Below are 18,909 nucleotides of genomic sequence, written 5' to 3' on the forward strand. Positions count from 1 at the left end.
AATTGTCAGTCCGTGCCAGGCGCCGGGACGTCGGCGAGAGATTCGATGCCGTCGGGCAGCGGGCTGGGCTGGTCAATCTCGGAGATCTGCTCGAAGACGAACGCACGCAGGCTGTCGCGGTCGAGCGCGTCGGTGAAGAACTGGGCCGACACCGCTCTCAGGCGGGGCAGAAGCGCTCGGGCGTCCGGGATGCGGTCGACGTCGTCGACCTCGAAGATCGTGACGTACTTGAAGCCGCCCGCAGTCGCCATGTCGGGCGTCAACTGCTCCGCGGCCATGCGAAACCGGCGGGCCTTCGCGATGCCAGGCAACAGCAGCCCATCGGGGATGTGGTTCTCGTCGTACCAGCGGTTGAATTCGGCGTCGACGTCCTCGGAGACCGGTTCGGACAAGACGAGGAAAACTCCTTTGCGGGCCACCGCCCCTCCCTTCCGGAAACCGGCGGGAACCGACATGGGTCTACCGCCGTATGGAAAATACTATATACTAAATAGCCGTCGTATTGCGTCGCGACGTTTCCCTCGCCGCGGGCCAGGCTTGTTCTGCCATCACGAAAGGGTGACCAGATGACGGACCTACAGACCAGCAGCTTCACCCCGACCGATTCCGAGGGCGCCGAGCAGTTCCCGAAGCCGCCGGAAGGGTCCTGGACCGAATCCTTCGGACTCGACACCGGGGCGGTCTCGTTCGTGGACTCGTACGACCCGGAGTTCTATCGGCTCGAAAAGGAGGCGGTGTTCAAGCGGTCTTGGCTGCACCTGGGGCGCGTGGAGGAGCTACCGCGCAAGGGCAGCTACTTCACCCGGGAGCTGACGTTCCTCGGGTGGTCCATCCTGGTCGTCCGTGGGATGGACGACCAGATCCGCGCGTTCCACAACATCTGCTCACACCGCGGAAACAAACTCGTGTGGGACGAGCACCCTAAGAAGGAGGCCAAAGGCATCTGCCGGGCGCTGGCCTGCAAATACCACGGCTGGCGCTACGGCCTCGACGGCGAGATCACCTACGTCCACAACGCTCCGGAGTTCTTCGACCTCGACCCGGCGAAGCTGGCGCTGCCCAAGGTGCACTTGGAAGTGTGGGCCGGATTCATCTTCATCAACTTGGCCAAGGAGCCCGCCCAGAGCCTGCGTGACTTCCTCACGCCGGCAATCGCCAAGCTGGACACGTACCCATTCCACAAGATGACCCAGCGGTACGTCTTCGAGTCGACGATCAAGTCGAACTGGAAGCTGTTCATGGACGCGTTCCAGGAGGTGTACCACAACCCGTTCGTGCACGGGAAGCTCAACGACCCGAACCTCCCGCAGACCGGCGTCGACAAGATTCCGACGATGGTTCCGTACTTCGCGGCCTACGGGAAGCACAGGCTGTTCACCTCGGGTGGCCCCCTGGCCAACGTGAAGGTTCGCAAGGCCCGTCCTGCCGACGCGATGTTCGGGGCCACCTTCTACGGGCCGCTCGACGTGCCGGACGTGGGACCCCTCGGAGACGCACTCAACCCGGGCGGCATCGAGAACTGGGGGCTCGATTCCTGGAAGATCTACCCGAACTTCGACATCATCACGTGGGGTCGCAACTGGTTCATCACCTACCAGTACTGGCCCGTCGATGAGAGCACCAACCGCTTCGTGTGGACCGTCAACTTCGTCCCCCCCAGGAACGCCCGGGAACGGCTGGCCCAGGAGCACTGCCTGATCACGACGCGCGAGTTCCTCATCCAGGACGCGAACACCCTGGAGGCGACCCAGCAGATGGTGGCCACGGGGGTGCGTGACGACTACTACATCGGCGACCAGGAGGTGGCGGTTCGCCACTTCCACAAGGTGATTCAGGACGATGTCGAGGCCTACCGGCGCGAGGTCGAGCAGAAGGGGGCGCAGGCCTGATGAGTGCGACCAAGCAATTGCCTGCCGAATTCGCCGACCTGCAGCCCTTTGCCGAGCAATGGGCGTTGCCGACCGGGCCCGAGCGCTACCAGGCTCGGTTGTCCGCCACGATGGCAGAGATTCAGCCGTTCTACGACGCGGTGGCAACTCACGGCGAAAGAGCCCTCGCCTACCTCGAGCAGTTCGAAGACCTCCCTGGGATGCCCGATGATGCGCGCCACCTGATGTGGCTGCTCGCGTCGTTCAGCACCATCTCCTTCTGCGTCGACGTGTTCAAGCAGCCACAGATCCCCGACTCCAACGCGGCGACGCTTGACTGGGTGCTCGAACCGGCGATGTAATCCCGCGGTGATTTAGTGACCCTGGCCATCACCGGCGCCACCGGCAACCTCGGCGCGCTCACCATCGACGCGCTGCTCAACCGTGGCGTCGACCCCAAGGAGATCGTCGCGACCGGCCGAAACACCGAGCGCCTCAACGAGCTTCGCGCACGAGGCGTCCGGACAATGCACGCTGATTTCGATGATGCGGCAACGCTGCGCGCCGCCTTCGACGGGGCGCACCGGGTAATGCTCATCTCGGTGCCGGGTAATCCCGATCGAAAGACTCAGCACCGCAACGTGATTCGGGCGGCAGAGGCGGCCGGCGCCGAGCTTGTGGTCTTCACGAGCTGGATGCATGCGGCGACCAGCACGATGATGATTGCCGTCGACCACCGGGCGACCGAGCATGCCCTGACCGAGACGAGCATCCCGCACGCGGTGCTGCGGTGTGCGGGCTATTTTGAGGCGCGCACCGCGATGATCGGGTTCTGGCGCGCGCGGGGCGAAGTACTCGGCGCGAGCGGCGACGGGCGGGTGAGTTCCGCAGTACGGGCCGATCTCGCCGATGCGGCTGCGGCGGTGCTTACCACCGACGGTCATGACGGGGCGGTCTACGAGCTGGCCAGCGACGTGCCGTACACCCTCGCGGAGTTCGCCGCCGAACTGAGTCGCCAGACCGGGGAAGCGCTGCCCTACGTCGACCTCGATCAGGAAACGTTCGAATCGCGGCTTCTCGATGCAGGCCTTAGCGCACGCATCGCGACGAGCCTTGCCGATTACGAGCGCGCCACAGCCGCTGGTGAGGCCGTCGTCGACACGGGTGACCTCCGTCGACTGGTAGGCCGTCCTTTGACCGAGCTCGCAGGCGCGATCGAGCGCGCACTTCGTGAGGATTGAAACGCCAGCAGGATAGGAGCGCCGGATGAAACATCGTGTTGTGCACTGGGGCACGGGCAATACTGGCGCCCCTGCACTGCGTGGGGTCATCAACCACCCCGACCTTGAACTCGTCGGGCTCCTCGTCCACGACCCCGCGAAGGTTGGGAAGGATGCCGGTGAACTCTGCGGCATCGACCCAGTGGGCGTCGAAGCCATCGATGACCCGGACGCACTACTCGCCATCGATGCGGATTGCCTGGTCTATATGGGCGACTATCCGATGCGTCCGGCGGAGGCCATCGCCGATGCCTGTCGCTTCCTGGAAGCCGGCCGAAACGTGGTGTCGACGTCGTTCTTGGATTTGGTATATCCGCCGGCCGCGCCGAGGGATCATCGTGAGCCGATCGAACGGGCCTGTGCGGCAGGGGGCACGACGTTCTTTTGCAGCGGCGCCGACCCGGGCTATGCCAGCGACCTGATGCCGCTCACGCTGCTGTCGCTGATGGACGACATCGAGGAAGTGCGCACCCAGGAGATCAGCAACTACAAACACTACGATCATCCGGAGCTGCTCCGAAAGGTCATCGGCTACGGGCAGCCGATGGGCTACGAATCTCCTTTCTTCGCAAGTGGAAAGCTGACCGAGTGGTTCGGCGGCATGGTTCAGCTGATGGCCGATCAGCTGGGGGTCGAGCTCGAAGAGATCCGTCAGGTCGGCGAGCTGGCACCGGCGCGCAACACCGTCGACGCGGCGATCGGGCGTATCGAAGCGGGCACTGTCGGCGCCATGCGCTTCGAGCTCCAGGGCATCGTCAACGGCCGTCCGACGATCGTGCTGGAGCACTCCTCGCGTATCGACGACGACGCCGCTCCGGACTGGCCGCGGGGCACCCGCGGCGACAAGTGCTACAAGGTCATCATCGAGGGCAGACCGCGCATCGAGTGCGAGATCGAGATGCTGGCCGAGGACGGCACCCGGGGTCTGCTGATCGCATGCGGCATGCGCGTTGTCAATGCCATCCCCTACGTGTGCGGCGCGGCCCCGGGACTGCTGAGCACCCGTGACCTGCCAATGATTTTCGGTCGCAATGTCAAATTCTGAAAGGACGTCGGGTCAGATGAAGGGTGCACTGTCGGACAAAGTCGCACTGGTCACTGGCGCGGGCCAGGGAGTCGGCGAAGGCTGCGCGATCGCGTTGGCCGACGAGGGTGCGGCCGTCGCCTGCGTCGGCCGCACGCTGTCCAAGGTCGAGCGCGTCGCCGAGGAGATCGCGGCGCGCGGCGGCACCGCCATCGCGCTACAGGCCGACGTGACCGACGCCGACGACATCCGCGCCAGCGTCGACGCGACGCTCGAACGCTTCGGCACCATCGACATCCTGGTGAACAACGCGGTGGAGCCACCCGCCGGCAGACTGAACGACCTATCCGAGGAAGCGCTCGAAAGGGGTTGGCGCTCAGGCCCGCTCGCAGCCTTCCGGTACATGCGACTGTGCTATCCGCACCTCAAAGGAGGCGGGGTCATCATCAACATGGGGACCGGGTCGGCGCTGTTACCCAACCTGTCCGGCGTCGGCGCCTACGGGATGGTCAAAGAAGCCATGCGGACGCTGACCCGCGCGGCGGCATGCGAGTGGGGACCCGACGGCATCCGAGTGAACGCCATACTGCCCCTTGCCTTGTCACCGGCGATGAAGCAGTACATGGACAACATTCCACCCGGCCGCCACAACCCCGCCGAGACCGTTCCGCTGGGCCGGATCGGTGACGTTGTCGAAGACATCGGCCGTGCCGTCGCGATGATGTGTCGTCCGGAGATGAGTTACGTCACCGGGACGACACTCGCGCTCGATGGCGGCCAGACGCCGATGCGCTGAGATCCGCCGGGTCGGCTCCGCAATACCGCCGCGGGAAGGGACGGAATCGAATGATCCTGCCTGGCAAGGTCGCACTGATCACCGGCATCGGCGGCGGCCAAGGGCGAGAAGCGGCACTGCGCTTCGCTGCCGAAGGAGCCGTAGTGGTCGGCTGCGACATCAACGGCAGCACGGCACGGGAAACCAAGCTGGCGGTCGAGGCCGCGGGACTGAATGCCGACATCGCGGTTGACGACGTGGATCTTGGTGACCCCGAGCAAGCACGGCTGTGGGTGGAAGCTGCCGCGCAACGACACGACAGGATCGACGTGGTGTACAACAACGGTTCGGCGGCCCGGTTGGGCCCGATCGCCGAACTGTCCATTGAGGACTGGCGATTCACCATGCGCAACGAGCTTGATCTCGTTTTCTTTGTGACCAAGTACGCATGGCCAATTCTGGTTCGATCTGGTGGCGGCACGGTCATCAACGTCGCCTCGGTCGCGGGGTGGGTCGGCAACCGTTCGTTGCCGCTGCTGGCCCACGTGGCGGCAAAAGGCGGCGTAATCGCGATGACGCGGCACATGGCCGCCGAAGGCGGACCGGTGGGCATTCGCGCCGTCAGCATCAGTCCGGGCGGCGTCGAGACTCCCGCCATCGCCGACCTGCTCGCCGTTCCCGAAGTGCGCGCGGCGGCGGAGAGCCAGAACCTGTTGCCTCGCCTCGGCACGCCGGCAGATGTCGTGAGCCTTGCGGTTTTCCTCGCCTCGGACCAGGCCAGTTACATCACCGGCGCGGATTTTGTGGTGGACGGGGGCCTGACGGCGGTCTAACCAGCCGAAATCCTTACCGCGCATGCTGGTCCGGCGTTGGCAGAGCTAAAGGTCTCCCCCGGTCATCAGGTGCAACCAGCGCAGGTAAAAGTTCCAGATCTGGTCGTCACCGGGGAAACCGATCCACACGTCACCGGGTCCGGGCCATTCACCGTCGTCAGAGAGGTAGCCGCGCTTGTCCGGGGCTCCGTTGGAGTAGCCATAGTTCATGAACTCGCGGGATCCGACGGTGCCGCGCGCTCCCCGCTGACCGCGCGAGAACACGACCAAGTCGTCTTGGCCGAACATTCCGGTCGGACCAAAGGTCAGATTGAGCCCGCGGTCTCGCGCTCGCTTCTGCTCCTCGCTGGCGTCGGGATGGCTGAGCGTCCAGGTCCAGATTTCGATCTGACCGGGAGCGACAGGTTGCCACGTGCGGACGAAGAAGAACATGCCTGGTGCCATCGACCAGGTCGTGTTGGGAAAGATCGTGGCGATGTTGGTGGCCGTGCCATTGCGCAACAGGGTCAATTGTTCAGGGGATAAGTGTCGGTCGATTTCGGACAGCACCGTTGCGGGTAGCCAGTGCAGAGCGGCTTCCAAGGACGGACGTTCGGGCGCCATCGGCGCCAAAAAGCCGTGCCCCCAGCGCGGGTCGGCACCGATGATCCCCTCCAAAGTCTGCGCAAGCTGGGGAAGCATGCCGATGTCAGCGAGCGATTTGTGCGTGGCCTGCAGGTGGTAACCGTCACCGAGCGAGTTTTCGGTACCGATTTTCCAGTCGAACGGCAGGGCCCACCGCTGCGGAGGACCTATCGCCACGAGGTTCTTGTCAACTGCGCAGAAGATCGAGTCGAAGTAGAACGCGAAGTCACCCAGGTAGGTTTCGAAATCGGGCATGTCTTGCTGCCACGTCCCGAATATCAGGCCACCGCGAGTGGCCACTCTCGCCGAGCGCAGTCCATACTCGGACTTCTTGCCACCAATCCAGTAGCGCTGTGACGGTATCGCCAGCAAGCGGCCATCCAGGCCGTAGGTCCAACCGTGATAGGGGCAGTGGAGCCGGTTGGCCGACCCGCAGTCGGTCACGCACAGTTGTACTCCGCGGTGCGCGCACCGGTTCAGCAGAATGCTGATCGCACCGTCCTTGCCCCTGGTGACGATCACCGAGTCGCCGCCCATCGGCCGCACAACGTAGTCGCCGGTCTCGGGGATCTCCGACTCGAACCCGACGAACAGCCAGGACCGACCAAAGATCCGCGCCATCTCCAGCTCGTAGATTTCCGGATCGGAGAACACCCTCGCCGAAAGCTGTCGGCGTTCGAGGTCGAAGAGGTCATGCAGGCGGGTACCGTCCGACAGCGAGCATGCGTCTCGGTCCGTGGCTTCCTGTGTTGTGCTCAACGACTCTCCCCTTTCAACGTTCGTCCTCGTCCGATTGGCCCGGCCGTCACAGAAACACCGACAGACACGGCGATTCCGGCACGGTCTGGTCGATGAGGATCTCCCGCCGCACCAGCTTCAGCCCCTGATCGAAGCGTCGCAGCACATCATTGCGGCGGGCCGCGAGGAATTCGTATGAGTGGGAATCCCAGCGACTGCCCAATAGCAGCAGCGAACTGCGGGCGAACACGTCATCTCCTAGCCGCTCGATCCGCACGTTCGTCACAAACCGCCGCGAGCGCGTCGCCGGCATCTCGGCATGAGCGTTCGGGCTCTCAGTAAGACGACGAACACGAAGCGTCAGCGTCTGCAGATCGTCATCGAAGAACGTCACTCCCCGCGCGAAGTCGTCGCCGTCGCCGCGCTGGCGCGTCACCCGCACGGGCATGCGGTAGGACAGCTCGTCCGCCAGCAGGGCAAGCCAATCAACCAGCCGGTTCTCATCCAGCAGTTCCGCCTCGGTGTACAGAAACTCGAGCGCGTCGTTGTAGACCGGATCACCAGGAGCCAGCCGTGTCGGAACCAGCGGCCCATCACCAATCGTCTGGGCTGGGCTCATGTTGTCCTCCCCACACTCCGCAGTACTATGCATGATATGCAGTATTTTGCAGATTCTGCAATATAACTAGCTAAACTGCGAAGAATGCGCCAACAAGTTGATCGCGCAACGAGCGCGATCGAGCGGAGTCAGCTGATGACTCGATACCCTCGTTACCGGCGCAGATTGCGACCGCTGGCGGGTGACCGCCGGCAGTTATGTGGACGGCTCGAAGGAGATCGATGAGCCTGCGGCAGCAGTTGTGGCATCAGATGAAGCGGGAGACGAGTCGAGCCATTGCCCGGACGGCGCAGGACCTTGTGCGTGACCGGGGCCTCGGCTCAGTCACCGTGGAGGACATCGCCCGAGGCGCGGGCGTCTCGGAACGCACGTTTTTCAACTACTTCTCGTGCAAGGAGGAGGCGGTCGTCGGTGTTCCCGAGGAACTGCTTGCGGAACTAGACGCCGCGTTGCGTGCCCGTCCCAAGCGGGAGAGGCCGCGCGATGCGTTACATGCGGTGTTCACCAACATGATGGATCAAGACGTGATCCTCAGCCGTTGGGGTCTTCGATATGAACTAGTGAGCAAGTACCCCGCCCTGCTGCCGCAGTATCTGGCGGCATTGGTGGAGATCGAGTCAGCCCTGGCGAAGTCGCTGGCTGAACGCATGGGCGTCGATGCCGAGGCCGACCCTTCACCGCGCATGCTGGTCGCGGCCGTGGTGGCCACGCTGCGGGCGGGCCTTTCCTGGTGGGAGGAATCCGGCCGGGCAGTTCCTTGGAGCCGGGTGCTCGACCAGGCCTTCGATCAGATCGTGCCGACTGCACCTCGGTCTTGGTGAGGCTTTGGCAGTGGTGCAACCGGGTGGAGCGGTCGGCGGTTGCACGCATTGGCGGGATCGATGCCGAAGGCCGTCGACATTTCCAAGGCCGACACCGGTCGCGGATCGTAGCGTGAAAGGCTCTGCACGCCAGTGGCGTTGTTATGCCCCCATCGCGGTAAGTGAAATCACTTCAAAACCGCTCATATAACGTGAATGCGGTTCTGTCACAATGCTAGTCGGCCATGGGATCATCGGAATCCCATGCCTGCTTGATCGGGCCCATACCGCCGCCGACGGGGTAGAACTGGCGCTGAGCATACAGCTCGAGCCCAATGCCGTGGCTCAGTTCGTCGATGCAAGCCCGCTTGAAGTTCTGCGTGAAAAGCATGCGCGTGTAGCGCGTTGCCATCGGGGGCCGCTTGGCGATGTCGCGCGCCAGCTCCCAAGCACGTTCCAGGACACGGTCTTTGGGTAATACCTCCGCGACGGCGCCCCACTCCAGAGCCTGTTGGGCGGACAGCGTGTGGCCGGTTAGCATCAAGTACCGCGCCCGGTTCGGGCCGACCACCATGGGCCACGCGATGTGCTGGCCGTCACCCGGCACCATGCCACGCCGGTAGTGCGGTGCGTCTTGGAACGTCGCGTCGTCGGAGGCAATCACGATGTCGCACAACAGCGGAACTTCGGAGTGGATATTGCACGGCCCGTTGACCGCCGCGATGATCGGCACCTCGATGTCGAGCAGGTTCATGATCAGCATGCGCCCGTACCACCCGCGCTCGTCCATGAACTCGACCGGCGGCGTGAATCCCTTTGGGATTTGAGACTTGGCGACCGTGTCGTCGTCGGTGGAGCCTTTCGCCAGGAAACCCCAGTCCGCGTTGTAGTTCTCCCCGGTTCCGGTGTGGATGACGACTTTGATGTCGCGGTCGCCGGCGATATCCGCGAACGCATCCGCCATCCGGTCGTGTGACTCGGCGTCCCACACCAATGGTCCGCCGTCGGTGTGGCAACGCATCAGAAGAATGCCCTCGTCGCTCAACTCGAACTGAAAGTTGGCGTAGCTGTCCTTGTAGTCGTCAAAACGTGTGCGTTTCGGCATTGCTCCTCGAAGCTGTGACTCGGACGGACTTTCGTTACCGCGCTTTGAATTTCAGGTGCAGGTCACCCAAACCACGCAGCTGATATGTGGGAAGGTAGTGGAACCTGCGGGCGCCTGCGGGACCGTGAATCGCTTCGTTGATCTCGATCTGGTCGAGGCGTTCGAGAAGACGCTCGATGGCCACCCGCGCTTCTGCCCGGGCGAGCGGGGCGCCGGGGCAGACATGGGCACCGAAACCGAACGACCGGTGATGGCGCACGTTGGCCCGCTCGAGGTCGAGCTCGTCAGGGTGATCGAAGTGGCGCGCATCCCGGCCCGCGGCCGCGCAGATGAGCATCAACGTGGAACCGGCCGGGACGTCGACGCCGCCGAGCGTAATCGGGACTTTCGCCAGCCGGAACGTCCCCTTGACCGGGCCCTCGAGGCGCAGCATCTCCTCGACGAAATTCGGGACGAGGCCGGGGTCGGTGCGCAGCCGATGCTGCAGTTCCGGGTCCTCGGCGATCCGCAGAAATGCCGACCCGAGAAGGTGGGCCGTCGTTCCGCTGCCGCCGATGAACAGCGCCGAGGCAAGCTCGAGGACGTCGTCGACGGTGGGGGTCTCGCCGTCGGGGAAGGTCGCCTCGGTCATGTGCGTGATGATGTCGTCGCGGGGATCGCGGCGCCGGTCCTCGATGTAGCGGCGGAACCGCTCGTGCACAAACGAGTGCGCATCCTTGGCGATCTCGCCTTTGACGGTTCCCAGCCCGCGGTCACGGTGCTCGCCCAGCATCTCCACGCGCCACTCCGGCCAGTCTTCTTCCGGGATGCCCAGCAGTGTGCAGATGTTCAGCAGCGCGAATGGTGCGGCGAATTCGCCGATGAGGTCGAACACGCCGTTGCCGATGAAGCGGTCGATTTCGTTGTCGGCCAGGCCGATCATGGCGTCCTCGGTCTCGCTGACCCTTCTGGGCGTGAACTGCTGCTTCATCAGGGCCCGGTGCCGGGTGTGCAGCGGCGGGTCCATGGTCATGACTTCTTTGTTCAGCGGCAGCTGGTCGCGATACTGCTCGATCAACTCGGTCACGTCGTCGCGTCCGTCGAGCGGGACGGGGAACCCGGGGAACGGCCCGCTCGGCGCGATGCACGCCGACAGCGAGTCGGTGTCGGTGAAGGCCGCGGAGGCCTCGTCGTAGCCGGTCACCATCACCACGTCGTGGTGGGACTCCCGGTAGACGGGGCATTTACTCCTCAGGTATTCGTAATACGGGTGTGGGTCGATGACGAGTTCTTCGTCGCGGAAGTAATCCACCGATTCGAAGTCACGGCTCATATGTCATCCTTTTCCGACTGCGTACTGAGCGAGGCCTCGCAGGCGTCTAGGGGCTGGGTTCGCGAATCACCTTGACGTAGGCGGAACCGGTATCGGGAATCCTCGGCTGCTTGAAGATGTCCACCGCAAACGAGATCGTGATGAGCGAATAGAGCAGCCACATCAGACGAAGTCCGTTGTCCGGCAACTCTTTCAGATCGAACTGGTCGAGGTATTCCTTCGCGGCCGGCACGCGCGGCACCACAGCGTCATAGAACGCCTGAAGTTCAGGCATGGAGCTTGCCAGCCTTTTCTGGTAGCGGTCGTGGTTCTTTTCGATGGACCATTCCGCGAACGGCTCCAGATCGGCGAATTCGCGCGGGAAGATTCCAGCCTCGACTGTGGTCATTCGATCACGCTCCCAGCTTTACCGTTTCCTGCGACGTGCAACTCGTTGCGGTACGCCTCCACATCGTCGGTGACCACCTTGTGCAGGTGGCGCACCAAAACCTCTTGGTCGTTGAGGTAATACTCGCGGCGCGCGTTCGTCTCAATCATCCGCTGAGTCGCCGCCAGCGTGTTGGCGTCCTGGATCACGAACTCGCGCGTGGTCGCAATCGTGTACTCCTGCGCCAAACGCTCGGTTGCATTCTGGGGTGGCACGTAGTAGGCCGACAACACGAATTTGTGTTTGTTCACGTCGGTTGGCCAGTAATGGTAAGTGATTAGCCAGTTCCGGGACCAGCACAGGATGACGAAGTTGGGATAGATCTGCCACGAATCCAGGCCCCAATTCTGAATGCGGGTTGGATTGATGCCATCCCCAAGAGAGCCAATGTCCGGCACCGGGATCGGCCCGAAGAACCCGCCGTTGAACAGCTCGTCCAGCGGCCGGGCGTTCAGTACGTTGGCATTCGCGTGTTGGCCGCCCGAGGTGAACAGCCGGTGTTTTCCGTACTTTCCGAAGAACGGGATCATGAACGGAACCTTGTCGACCCCGGTCGCGGGACCGGTCGGGTTGTTCATTTTCCCGTGCACGTACGGGACGTGGTACACCTCCTGGAATGCGTCCAGAAACAACTTCCAGTTCGCATCGACGTCGGCTTCCATCACATAGGTCTGCGTCAGCTTCTCGAACGGGTAGCTTTCGAGCTTGACCACGTCAGGGCCGAGGAATTCGCGCAGCGACTGGCGCGGTTCCTTCTCGAGATTGATGAAAATGAAGCCGGCCCAGACTTCGAGATGCACCATGGGCAGCGCCAGCTTCTCGGGATCCAGGTCGAAGAACTCGGCGGCATTGTGGACATAGTCGATCGATCCGTCCAGCCCGTAGCGCCAGCCGTGGAACTTGCAGGAGATCGCCCGGCAAGTCCCCCGTGTTTCCTGGCCGGGGAACTCATCCCACACCAGTTGGTTGCCGCGGTGCGAGCAGACGTTGTGAAACGCCCGGATCTTGTCGTCCATGCCCCGGATGACGAGGAGCGAGGCGTTGAGGAACCTCAGTTCCTTGGTGAAGTAGCTGCCGCGCCGCGGCAGGTCCTGGACCCGCCCGACGTTGAGCCACGAACGACGGAAGACGGCTTCTTTCTCCAGTTCGTAGAACTCCGGCGAGAACGAGTCCTCGTACGCGATCGGCCCGGTGTCAAGCTCGAAGGCTTTCGTCCAGCTGCCGGCCGGAGGCTTCTCGAAGCTCTGGATGCCCGCGGCCTCGGCCTCGGTCAGACCCGAGATCTGTGCTGTCATGGCCCTACGTCCCTTCTCGACACTGAGTTCTCTGTACCGAGCGCTTGTAAAGTATATCTAATATATTGAAGGCTCCAGCGCCGAATTCTGCAACCCACGCAAGTTACTCCGGGTACTCGACGGCGACCCGCTTGGTGATCGGGTAACCCTGACATGTCAGTCGCCAGCCCTCGTCGAGCTCGTCGGGCATCAGTGCCTTGTTGGCCGTCATCTCGATTTCGCCTTCCAGGAGTAGGGCCATGCACGAACCGCACTCCCCCGCCTCGCAGGAGAATGGCGGTGCAAGCCCGGCTCGCCGGGCGGTCTCGAGCACGCTTTCCCCAGCTGTGTAGGGCTGCCGATAGCGCCGGCCGTTCAGTGTGATGACGACCTCTTCGGTCGGCTCCCGCAGCGCCTGGTCGCTCGATGTCGTCGCGCCAGTCTCGGCTGTCACTTCATTTGCTCCCGTGGTCGGCTGTCGTTAATACTATATATTATTCGCCGATGTTGCCAAGCGCAGCTCTGGGTCCCCCTACCGTCAGATGACCATCCCGCCGTTGACGGCGTAGACCTGTCCGGTGATGTAGGCCGCGTGATCGGTGCACAAGAAGGCGCAAGTCGCCGCGATTTCGTCGACCGACCCTTTGCGCCCGAGTGGGATCCGTGCCGAAACCACGTCGTCGGTGGGAATCTCCCCGTCGGCCTGCGCTCGTCGGCTCATTGGCGTATCGATCACCCCCGGAGGAACCGTGTTGACGGTGATTCCGCACGGCGCCAGCTCACGCGCGAGCGCCTTGGTGAGCGCGATGACGCCGCCCTTGGCCGCGGAGTAGTGCGCCATCCTGGCGGTGCCCCACTGCCCGGCTGCCGATGAGACCGTGACGATCCGGCCCCATGCCGCGTCGACCATGTCGGGAATCGCGGCCTGAGCGCAAAGGAACGTGCCGGTGAGGTTCACGTCGACCACCCGGCGCCATGACTCGAGGGTGATGTCGAGGCACGCATCGTAGGGCGCGATACCCGCGCTCGTGACCAGGATGGACACCGGACCTAAAGCGTTGCGTACCTCGTCGAATGCCGCGTCTACTGATGCCTTGTCCGCGACGTCGACCTCCACCCCGACGGAGCGGGAGGGGTTCCCCGACAGTCCAGCGGCGACCTCGGCCGCCGCGTCGCCCTGCAGGTCCAGCACGGCGACGGCATTTCCTTGCTCCGCAAGATGACGGCATATCGCCAGACCCATCCCGGATGCCCCACCGGTCACGACCGCCACCCGACTCAACACGACCTCCAATCGACATTTCTGTCCCGTGGTCCGGACAAGCTCAGCCGCCCGGTCGTCCCGTGCCCGTACCGCCGATGCGGATGGCGACGTTCTTGGTCTGCACGTAGTTGAGTAGCGCCTCCTGGCCCTTCTCGCGGCCGAAGCCCGAGCGCTTCGTGCCGCCAAACGGCGTTTCCACTCCGCCCGCGAACCACTCGTTGACAAAGACCTGCCCGGCCACCAACCGCTCCGCCGTCCAGTGCGCGAGCCGCAGGTCGTTGGTGTGCACTCCGGCGCACAAGCCGTAGTCGGTCCCGTTTGCGAGCTCCACTGCCTCCTCAGGCTCCTCGAAAGATTGCACGACGAGAACGGGCCCGAATACCTCGCTCTGCACGATTTCGGAGTCGGGTGCAACGTTTGTGACAATCGTCGGTTCCATGAAGTGGCCCGGCAGATATCCGACCCGCTTGCCCCCGGTCACCACCTGGCCACCGGCGGCCGATGCGCGCTGGACGAAGCCTTCCACCTTGGCGAGCTGCTGCTCGGAAATCACCGGGCCGAGGTCGGGACCCTCGATCGCGGGCCCGATAGTGAATCGGCCGACCCGCTCGGCGATTTTTTCGACGACGTCGTCGTGCACCGAGCGATGTACGACGAGCCGGGAAGCGGCCGAGCAGACCTGGCCGGCGTGGGTGAAGATGCCCGCCGTCGTCGACGCCACCACCTGCGCCAGATCGGCGTCCGGGTACACCACGGCCGCCGACTTCCCGCCCAGCTCCATCACACTCGGGATCACGCGCTCCGCCGCGGCGCACATGATGCTCTGACCGGTGGCCACACTGCCGGTAAACACAATGTGGTCGATGCCGCTGTGGGCGACCAGCGCCGCCCCCGCCTCGTTGCCATAGCCACAGATGATGTTCACGACGCCGTCGGGAACACCGGCACGGCTGCACGCCTCGGCCAGGTACGTGCACGCCAGGGGCGACAGCTCTGGTGTTTTGAGCACCACGGTGTTCCCCGTCGCGATCGCGCACGCGATGGAGCGGGCCGCGATTTGCAGCGGGAAGTTCCACGGCACGATCTGCGCGGAGACTCCGAACGGCGCACGGATCGTGTAGTCCACGTAGTCGGCACCGAGCGGAATTGACACGCCCTCGAGCTTGTCGGCGAGCCCGCCGTAGTAGGTGAAGTAGCGGACCGCGGCCGCGGGTTCGTTGCGGGCGGTGTGGATCGGCTTGCCGCTTTCGAGGCAGTCGACGACGGCAATGTCCTCGGACATCTCTTTGAGGTGCCGGGCGATGTCGAGCATCATCGCGCCCCTGTCCGCCGGCCGCATGTCGGCGAGAAGGCGTGTCGCGAAGGCACGGCTCGCCGCGTCGACCGCGGCGTCAACGTCGCCGGCGCCCGCTTGAGCGACCTGTGCGAGGTGTTCACCGGTTGACGGATTTTCCACCGGCAAAACATCGCCGGTCTGCGACTCGGTCCACCGCCCGTCTATGTAGCTCAGCCAGCGCTTCGAGATCGTTGCGGCGTCGATCGGCATCCCTGATCCTGAGGTTGAGGCGTTCAAGATTGAATATTATATTAAGTTATACGGCGGGTACACAGCAGGCCTAGCGCCCGCTGCCCGCGCTGACCATCGGAAGAGGACACCGAGAGGATTGCCATGACCGGATTGCCGTACGACGGCCGGGATCGAGGCGCCCCCAAGTGGACCAGCGACATCTCCCCGGAGGAGTTCCAGGACAAGCTGGTCGAGACCGTCGTCACCACCGCGATGAAGCACATGAAGCGCCCATTTGTCATCCCCGATCACTACGACCAGACACAGGCGCGCTTGTACCACGCGACGTCGATGGAGTACTTCTCCTTTTTTGCGTGGCGCTTCCCCAGCTGGCTACTCGAGGTGGCCTCGCGCTGCCCGTATCAGGACGTGCGCCGCGAGATCATCCAGGACTGCGTCGACGAGGAGGTCGGCGACGAGGACGCCAACGGCCGCTGCCACGTCGACGTGTTGTATGACGAGACCGAGGCCTGCGGCATCACCCGCGACGTGGTCGCGGCGACCCCTCCCAGCCCGCTGATCCAGGCCTGCATCCTGGCGCTCGACGACCTCGCCCGGACCTTGCCCTGGGAGGCGGCCTACGCGGCGATCGCCGGACTGGAGATCATCAACTCCAAGCCCGCTGTGGAGCTGCGCCTCAAGCTGATGACCCCCGAGCAGCTGGCCGACGCCACGGCCGCCATGTCGTCTTCGTTGCCGGAGCGGCTCGGCATTCCCGGCGACGACCTGCTATTCAACGCGTTGCACGGGTATAAAGACCAGTTCCACGGGGGCGGCGAACTCGAGCTGCTGTCCAAGTACGGTGCTGACCCCCACACCCAGGAGCAGATGCTGTGGGCCGCGAAAACCGCCGTGGAGACGTTCGCGTTGATGTTCGCCGAGATCGAGCGGCTGGCCCTCGCGGCCGTGGAAGGCACGCCTACTGTCGCGGCGTGAGCATTACACACTGATTCAAGTCGGTTGTCCCCAGCCGGCCAGCGCGGGTGCGATCCCAACCGTTTTCTGGCGCCGGACTATTGCGGCGGCATTGCGGGCGGTGGGTACACACCACGCAGGATCCAGGGCAACCAGTTGATGCCGAATTCGATTTCGTCGCTGGCGTCATAGTCCGGGCTCGGATCGATGGGTACGTTCTCCTGAATAGTCGTCCCAGGCGGCCCGATTTGCGGCGCCTTCGGTGATGTCGGGTTTGGCTGGTCGGACTGCCCGTAAACGGCCACCACGACGGTGCGGTCCGGACTGTTTTCCGACCACACGCCGACTTGGTTGTTGGCGCAATTGGACATGACCGCGTAATCCGCCGGGTTGCGATACCACTGGTTGAGCAACTCGATCCCACTGATCGCCACGGCGGGATTGATCGCCACGGTTTCCGCCACCTTCCCGTGGAAGCCGGCGGCGTTTGCGCGGTCCTGTGGCGTAGACCCGTCGGAACCGATGTCCCCGTCGAGGTTTCGGTTGTTCAACACATCGAGGGTGTGCCATTGCGCGGCCAGTTGCAGCTGCGGGTTGATCTTGACGTCGTTGGTGCAGCCTGCCTGATGCTGCAGGGTGTAGACGTTGGCCACCACGCCGTCGTTGAGTCGCTTGTTGTCGGCACGTGCGGCGGGCGTGCCCACGAGGGAGCCGGCGGCAATGGCCACCAATACAGGCAGGATCAGCGGCCTAGGTTGCATGTCGATCTCCTCCTGGTCAGCCGCCAGCGGGCGGTGGACGGTAGTGCGCTGCCGAGTTGCGTAGCTGCCAGATCAGGGCCGGGCACAGTTCGTTGACGGCTTGGTTGATCAGGTAGGCACCCTGGTAGTAGTCGGAGGTGGCAAAGTCGGCCTGCACGTCGCTGACCAGATCGGCATAGCTCCGGCCGTGCGCGACCTTGTCACAGATGCCGTGCCCGTACGCCAGTGCGGCGTCGGCGTTGGGGAAGTTGTAGCCCGGCCGAACCGTCACATTGACCAGATACGCCACGTCATCGGCCCTGGCCGACGGCACCGCCAGCAAAGCGCCAGATACCAGGGCAGCTATCGCGCCAATCAGTATGCGCGTCAATGGGTTTCGGTGCAGCCACAGTGTGTTCACGTCTTCGCCTATCCGGCCGTCAGGCAGCCACCAGACGAACCGGAAGCTCCTTGAGCGAGCACGTGATCATGTTCTTGATGCCGACCGAGCGGTAGGACGGCTCCCCGAGCATCTCGATGCTCTTCACGCGAGCAAGAAGTTCTTCGAACATCACCTTGATGTTTCGCCGGGCCAGGTTGGCCCCCAGGCAGTAGTGCACGCCGTGGCCGCCGAAACCGACCTGTGGGTTCGGGTTGCGGGTGACGTCGAAGCGAAACGGGTCGGCGAAGACCGCGGCGTCGCGGTTGGCGGAGGCATACCAAAGGCTGACGCGATCCCCCGCCTTTATCCGGGCGTCGTGCAAGGTGACGTCCCGCGTTGCGGTTCGACCGAAATAGGATGTCGGCGAGGTCCAGCGGACGATCTCTTCGACCGCGGTGTCCAGTACCGACGGGTCGTTGCGGATGATTTCCAGCTGGGCGGGGTGTTCGAGCAATGCCAGCAGTCCCGCGGAGATCGCGTCGCGGGTGGTCTCGCTGCCCGCGAACGTAAGGAGCATGAAGAACAGATCGAGTTCGGGTTCGCTCAGCCGTGTGGTTGTGCCGTCCGATTGCTCGACCTCGGCCGAGGTGAGTTTGCTCCACACGTCGTCTTGCGGCGACCGGCGCTTTTCCTCGGCAAGTTCGTGAGCGTATGCGTACGTCTTGCCGAGGATCTCTGCGAGTTCGACTTCTGTGCGTCCCGACTGCGGGTCGAAGGTATCAAGCGTCCTCGTGACCAACTCGAACAACTCCGCCCGGTCATTGCGGGGAATGCCGACGATGTCGGCGATCATGTGCATCGGCAGCTGATAGGCGACCTCGTTGACGAAGTTGCACTCGCCCTGGTCCAGCGCACGATCGATGACGGCGATTGCCCAAGCCCGTGCCTGGTCCTCCAGCATGGCGATCATTCGAGGTGTAAACCCTCGGTTGACGAGCCGGCGCAGCCGCGAATGATCGGGCGGGTCCATCGCGATGAGCATCAGTCCCCGCATGTTTTGGTCCCAGTCCGGAATGCTCGGACCTTCATACGATCGGAAGTTCTCATGGTCGCGGCTCACCGTGTCGATGTCGGCGTGGCGCGACACGACCCAGAAGGGCCGATTCAACTCCTTGGTGCCCGGGGTCTCGGGGTGGCGCCACACGGGTGCCTGCTCACGAAGCACCGTGAAGACGTCGTGCGGGAAACCGTGCCGGAACAACTCCGGGTCACCGAGATCGATCGAGTCGAGTGTCGGCTGCTGCGTCGTCACGCTCATTGACGGGCCTTCCCGGGTGTCGCGCCGCCGCCTAAAGCGGGGGA

At 63.8% G+C, this 18,909-nt stretch carries 21 protein-coding genes; 8 read left to right on the top strand and 13 right to left on the bottom strand.

The features are described 5' to 3' along the window. Positions 1 to 5: 5 nt before the first annotated feature. Positions 6 to 419, bottom strand: a complete 414-nt coding sequence (locus KXD96_RS20965; protein WP_260739446.1) for a DUF4286 family protein — start codon at positions 417 to 419, stop codon at positions 6 to 8. A gap of 147 nt (positions 420 to 566) precedes the next feature. Between KXD96_RS20965 and KXD96_RS20970 the strand changes: the two genes are divergently transcribed. Genes KXD96_RS20970 through KXD96_RS20995 form a run of 6 tightly spaced genes read left to right on the top strand, consistent with a single transcriptional unit; the run spans position 567 to position 5,780 of the window. After that, positions 567 to 1,889, top strand: coding sequence for an aromatic ring-hydroxylating dioxygenase subunit alpha (locus KXD96_RS20970; RefSeq protein ID WP_260739448.1), 1,323 nt, complete (start codon positions 567 to 569; stop codon positions 1,887 to 1,889). Further along, on the top strand, positions 1,889 to 2,230 hold the full coding sequence (locus KXD96_RS20975) for a hypothetical protein (RefSeq protein ID WP_260739450.1): 342 nt from the start codon (positions 1,889 to 1,891) through the stop codon (positions 2,228 to 2,230). The genes KXD96_RS20970 and KXD96_RS20975 overlap by 1 nt, the downstream gene beginning before the upstream one ends. Before the next feature lie 15 nt (positions 2,231 to 2,245). Continuing rightward, positions 2,246 to 3,109 carry an NAD(P)H-binding protein gene (locus tag KXD96_RS20980; protein ID WP_260739452.1) on the top strand — a complete coding sequence of 288 codons (864 nt, stop codon included), beginning with the start codon at positions 2,246 to 2,248 and terminating at the stop codon, positions 3,107 to 3,109. A gap of 40 nt (positions 3,110 to 3,149) precedes the next feature. Then, entirely contained in the window at positions 3,150 to 4,193 is a 1,044-nt protein-coding gene (locus tag KXD96_RS20985; RefSeq protein WP_260739454.1) for a dihydrodipicolinate reductase, read from the top strand. A 16-nt stretch (positions 4,194 to 4,209) separates the two neighbouring features. Next, positions 4,210 to 4,968 carry an SDR family NAD(P)-dependent oxidoreductase gene (locus KXD96_RS20990; protein WP_260739456.1) on the top strand — a complete coding sequence of 253 codons (759 nt, stop codon included), beginning with the start codon at positions 4,210 to 4,212 and terminating at the stop codon, positions 4,966 to 4,968. 50 nt (positions 4,969 to 5,018) lie between these two features. Continuing rightward, positions 5,019 to 5,780 (top strand): SDR family NAD(P)-dependent oxidoreductase, encoded by a 762-nt coding sequence (locus tag KXD96_RS20995; protein WP_260739458.1) that lies wholly within the window; start codon positions 5,019 to 5,021, stop codon positions 5,778 to 5,780. Positions 5,781 to 5,825: 45 nt separating this feature from the next. Here the strand turns inward: KXD96_RS20995 and KXD96_RS21000 are convergent, their stop codons facing one another. Together KXD96_RS21000 and KXD96_RS21005 are read right to left on the bottom strand one after the other, a co-directional pair. Beyond that, a complete protein-coding gene (locus KXD96_RS21000) occupies positions 5,826 to 7,163 on the bottom strand; it encodes a Rieske 2Fe-2S domain-containing protein (RefSeq protein ID WP_260739460.1) in 1,338 nt (445 codons plus the stop codon). Positions 7,164 to 7,209: 46 nt separating this feature from the next. Then, on the bottom strand, positions 7,210 to 7,761 hold the full coding sequence (locus KXD96_RS21005; protein WP_260739462.1) for an aromatic-ring-hydroxylating dioxygenase subunit beta: 552 nt from the start codon (positions 7,759 to 7,761) through the stop codon (positions 7,210 to 7,212). Between the two features lie 221 nt (positions 7,762 to 7,982). Between KXD96_RS21005 and KXD96_RS21010 the strand changes: the two genes are divergently transcribed. After that, the gene (locus tag KXD96_RS21010; protein ID WP_260739464.1) at positions 7,983 to 8,582 is read left to right on the top strand and encodes a TetR/AcrR family transcriptional regulator; all 600 of its coding nucleotides are present in this window, start codon (positions 7,983 to 7,985) and stop codon (positions 8,580 to 8,582) included. 214 nt (positions 8,583 to 8,796) lie between these two features. On the opposite strand, the gene KXD96_RS21015 is transcribed toward KXD96_RS21010, so the two are convergent. The 7 genes from KXD96_RS21015 to KXD96_RS21045 all read right to left on the bottom strand — a co-directional run bounded on the left by KXD96_RS21015 (position 8,797) and on the right by KXD96_RS21045 (position 15,489). Next, positions 8,797 to 9,666, bottom strand: a complete 870-nt coding sequence (locus tag KXD96_RS21015; protein ID WP_260739466.1) for an enoyl-CoA hydratase/isomerase family protein — start codon at positions 9,664 to 9,666, stop codon at positions 8,797 to 8,799. Positions 9,667 to 9,700: 34 nt separating this feature from the next. Beyond that, positions 9,701 to 10,978, bottom strand: coding sequence for a cytochrome P450 (locus KXD96_RS21020; protein ID WP_260739468.1), 1,278 nt, complete (start codon positions 10,976 to 10,978; stop codon positions 9,701 to 9,703). Positions 10,979 to 11,024: 46 nt separating this feature from the next. After that, positions 11,025 to 11,366: a hypothetical protein gene (locus KXD96_RS21025; protein ID WP_260739470.1), complete on the bottom strand. Its 342-nt coding sequence runs from the start codon at positions 11,364 to 11,366 to the stop codon at positions 11,025 to 11,027. Beyond that, on the bottom strand, positions 11,363 to 12,700 hold the full coding sequence (locus KXD96_RS21030) for an aromatic ring-hydroxylating dioxygenase subunit alpha (protein WP_260739472.1): 1,338 nt from the start codon (positions 12,698 to 12,700) through the stop codon (positions 11,363 to 11,365). The genes KXD96_RS21025 and KXD96_RS21030 overlap by 4 nt, the downstream gene beginning before the upstream one ends. Before the next feature lie 103 nt (positions 12,701 to 12,803). Further along, the gene (locus tag KXD96_RS21035; protein ID WP_260739474.1) at positions 12,804 to 13,133 is read right to left on the bottom strand and encodes a 2Fe-2S iron-sulfur cluster binding domain-containing protein; all 330 of its coding nucleotides are present in this window, start codon (positions 13,131 to 13,133) and stop codon (positions 12,804 to 12,806) included. Positions 13,134 to 13,217: 84 nt separating this feature from the next. Continuing rightward, positions 13,218 to 13,961: an SDR family NAD(P)-dependent oxidoreductase gene (locus tag KXD96_RS21040; RefSeq protein ID WP_260739475.1), complete on the bottom strand. Its 744-nt coding sequence runs from the start codon at positions 13,959 to 13,961 to the stop codon at positions 13,218 to 13,220. A 43-nt stretch (positions 13,962 to 14,004) separates the two neighbouring features. Beyond that, the gene (locus KXD96_RS21045; protein WP_260739477.1) at positions 14,005 to 15,489 is read right to left on the bottom strand and encodes an aldehyde dehydrogenase family protein; all 1,485 of its coding nucleotides are present in this window, start codon (positions 15,487 to 15,489) and stop codon (positions 14,005 to 14,007) included. A gap of 123 nt (positions 15,490 to 15,612) precedes the next feature. On the opposite strand from KXD96_RS21045, the gene KXD96_RS21050 reads away from it, so the two are divergent. After that, entirely contained in the window at positions 15,613 to 16,446 is an 834-nt protein-coding gene (locus tag KXD96_RS21050) for an iron-containing redox enzyme family protein (RefSeq protein WP_260739478.1), read from the top strand. Positions 16,447 to 16,523: 77 nt separating this feature from the next. On the opposite strand, the gene KXD96_RS21055 is transcribed toward KXD96_RS21050, so the two are convergent. Genes KXD96_RS21055 through KXD96_RS21065 form a run of 3 tightly spaced genes read right to left on the bottom strand, consistent with a single transcriptional unit; the run spans position 16,524 to position 18,865 of the window. Continuing rightward, the gene (locus tag KXD96_RS21055; protein ID WP_260739481.1) at positions 16,524 to 17,186 is read right to left on the bottom strand and encodes a CAP domain-containing protein; all 663 of its coding nucleotides are present in this window, start codon (positions 17,184 to 17,186) and stop codon (positions 16,524 to 16,526) included. A gap of 16 nt (positions 17,187 to 17,202) precedes the next feature. Continuing rightward, on the bottom strand, positions 17,203 to 17,577 hold the full coding sequence (locus tag KXD96_RS21060; RefSeq protein ID WP_396878868.1) for a DUF732 domain-containing protein: 375 nt from the start codon (positions 17,575 to 17,577) through the stop codon (positions 17,203 to 17,205). Between the two features lie 28 nt (positions 17,578 to 17,605). Then, on the bottom strand, positions 17,606 to 18,865 hold the full coding sequence (locus KXD96_RS21065) for a cytochrome P450 (protein ID WP_260739482.1): 1,260 nt from the start codon (positions 18,863 to 18,865) through the stop codon (positions 17,606 to 17,608). Positions 18,866 to 18,909: the final 44 nt, after the last annotated feature.

The organism is Mycobacterium sp. SMC-2, assembly GCF_025263485.1.
GTDB lineage: Bacteria > Actinomycetota > Actinomycetes > Mycobacteriales > Mycobacteriaceae > Mycobacterium.

Coding starts and splice junctions, on each gene's coding strand:
- KXD96_RS20970 (WP_260739448.1), top strand. CDS start 567: ATGACGGACCTACAGACCAGCAGCTTCACCCCGACCGATTCCGAGGGC.
- KXD96_RS20975 (WP_260739450.1), top strand. CDS start 1,889: ATGAGTGCGACCAAGCAATTGCCTGCCGAATTCGCCGACCTGCAGCCC.
- KXD96_RS20990 (WP_260739456.1), top strand. CDS start 4,210: ATGAAGGGTGCACTGTCGGACAAAGTCGCACTGGTCACTGGCGCGGGC.
- KXD96_RS20995 (WP_260739458.1), top strand. CDS start 5,019: ATGATCCTGCCTGGCAAGGTCGCACTGATCACCGGCATCGGCGGCGGC.
- KXD96_RS21005 (WP_260739462.1), bottom strand. CDS start 7,761: ATGAGCCCAGCCCAGACGATTGGTGATGGGCCGCTGGTTCCGACACGG.
- KXD96_RS21010 (WP_260739464.1), top strand. CDS start 7,983: ATGAGCCTGCGGCAGCAGTTGTGGCATCAGATGAAGCGGGAGACGAGT.
- KXD96_RS21015 (WP_260739466.1), bottom strand. CDS start 9,666: ATGCCGAAACGCACACGTTTTGACGACTACAAGGACAGCTACGCCAAC.
- KXD96_RS21020 (WP_260739468.1), bottom strand. CDS start 10,978: ATGAGCCGTGACTTCGAATCGGTGGATTACTTCCGCGACGAAGAACTC.
- KXD96_RS21025 (WP_260739470.1), bottom strand. CDS start 11,366: ATGACCACAGTCGAGGCTGGAATCTTCCCGCGCGAATTCGCCGATCTG.
- KXD96_RS21030 (WP_260739472.1), bottom strand. CDS start 12,700: ATGACAGCACAGATCTCGGGTCTGACCGAGGCCGAGGCCGCGGGCATC.
- KXD96_RS21045 (WP_260739477.1), bottom strand. CDS start 15,489: ATGCCGATCGACGCCGCAACGATCTCGAAGCGCTGGCTGAGCTACATA.
- KXD96_RS21050 (WP_260739478.1), top strand. CDS start 15,613: ATGACCGGATTGCCGTACGACGGCCGGGATCGAGGCGCCCCCAAGTGG.
- KXD96_RS21055 (WP_260739481.1), bottom strand. CDS start 17,186: ATGCAACCTAGGCCGCTGATCCTGCCTGTATTGGTGGCCATTGCCGCC.
- KXD96_RS21065 (WP_260739482.1), bottom strand. CDS start 18,865: ATGAGCGTGACGACGCAGCAGCCGACACTCGACTCGATCGATCTCGGT.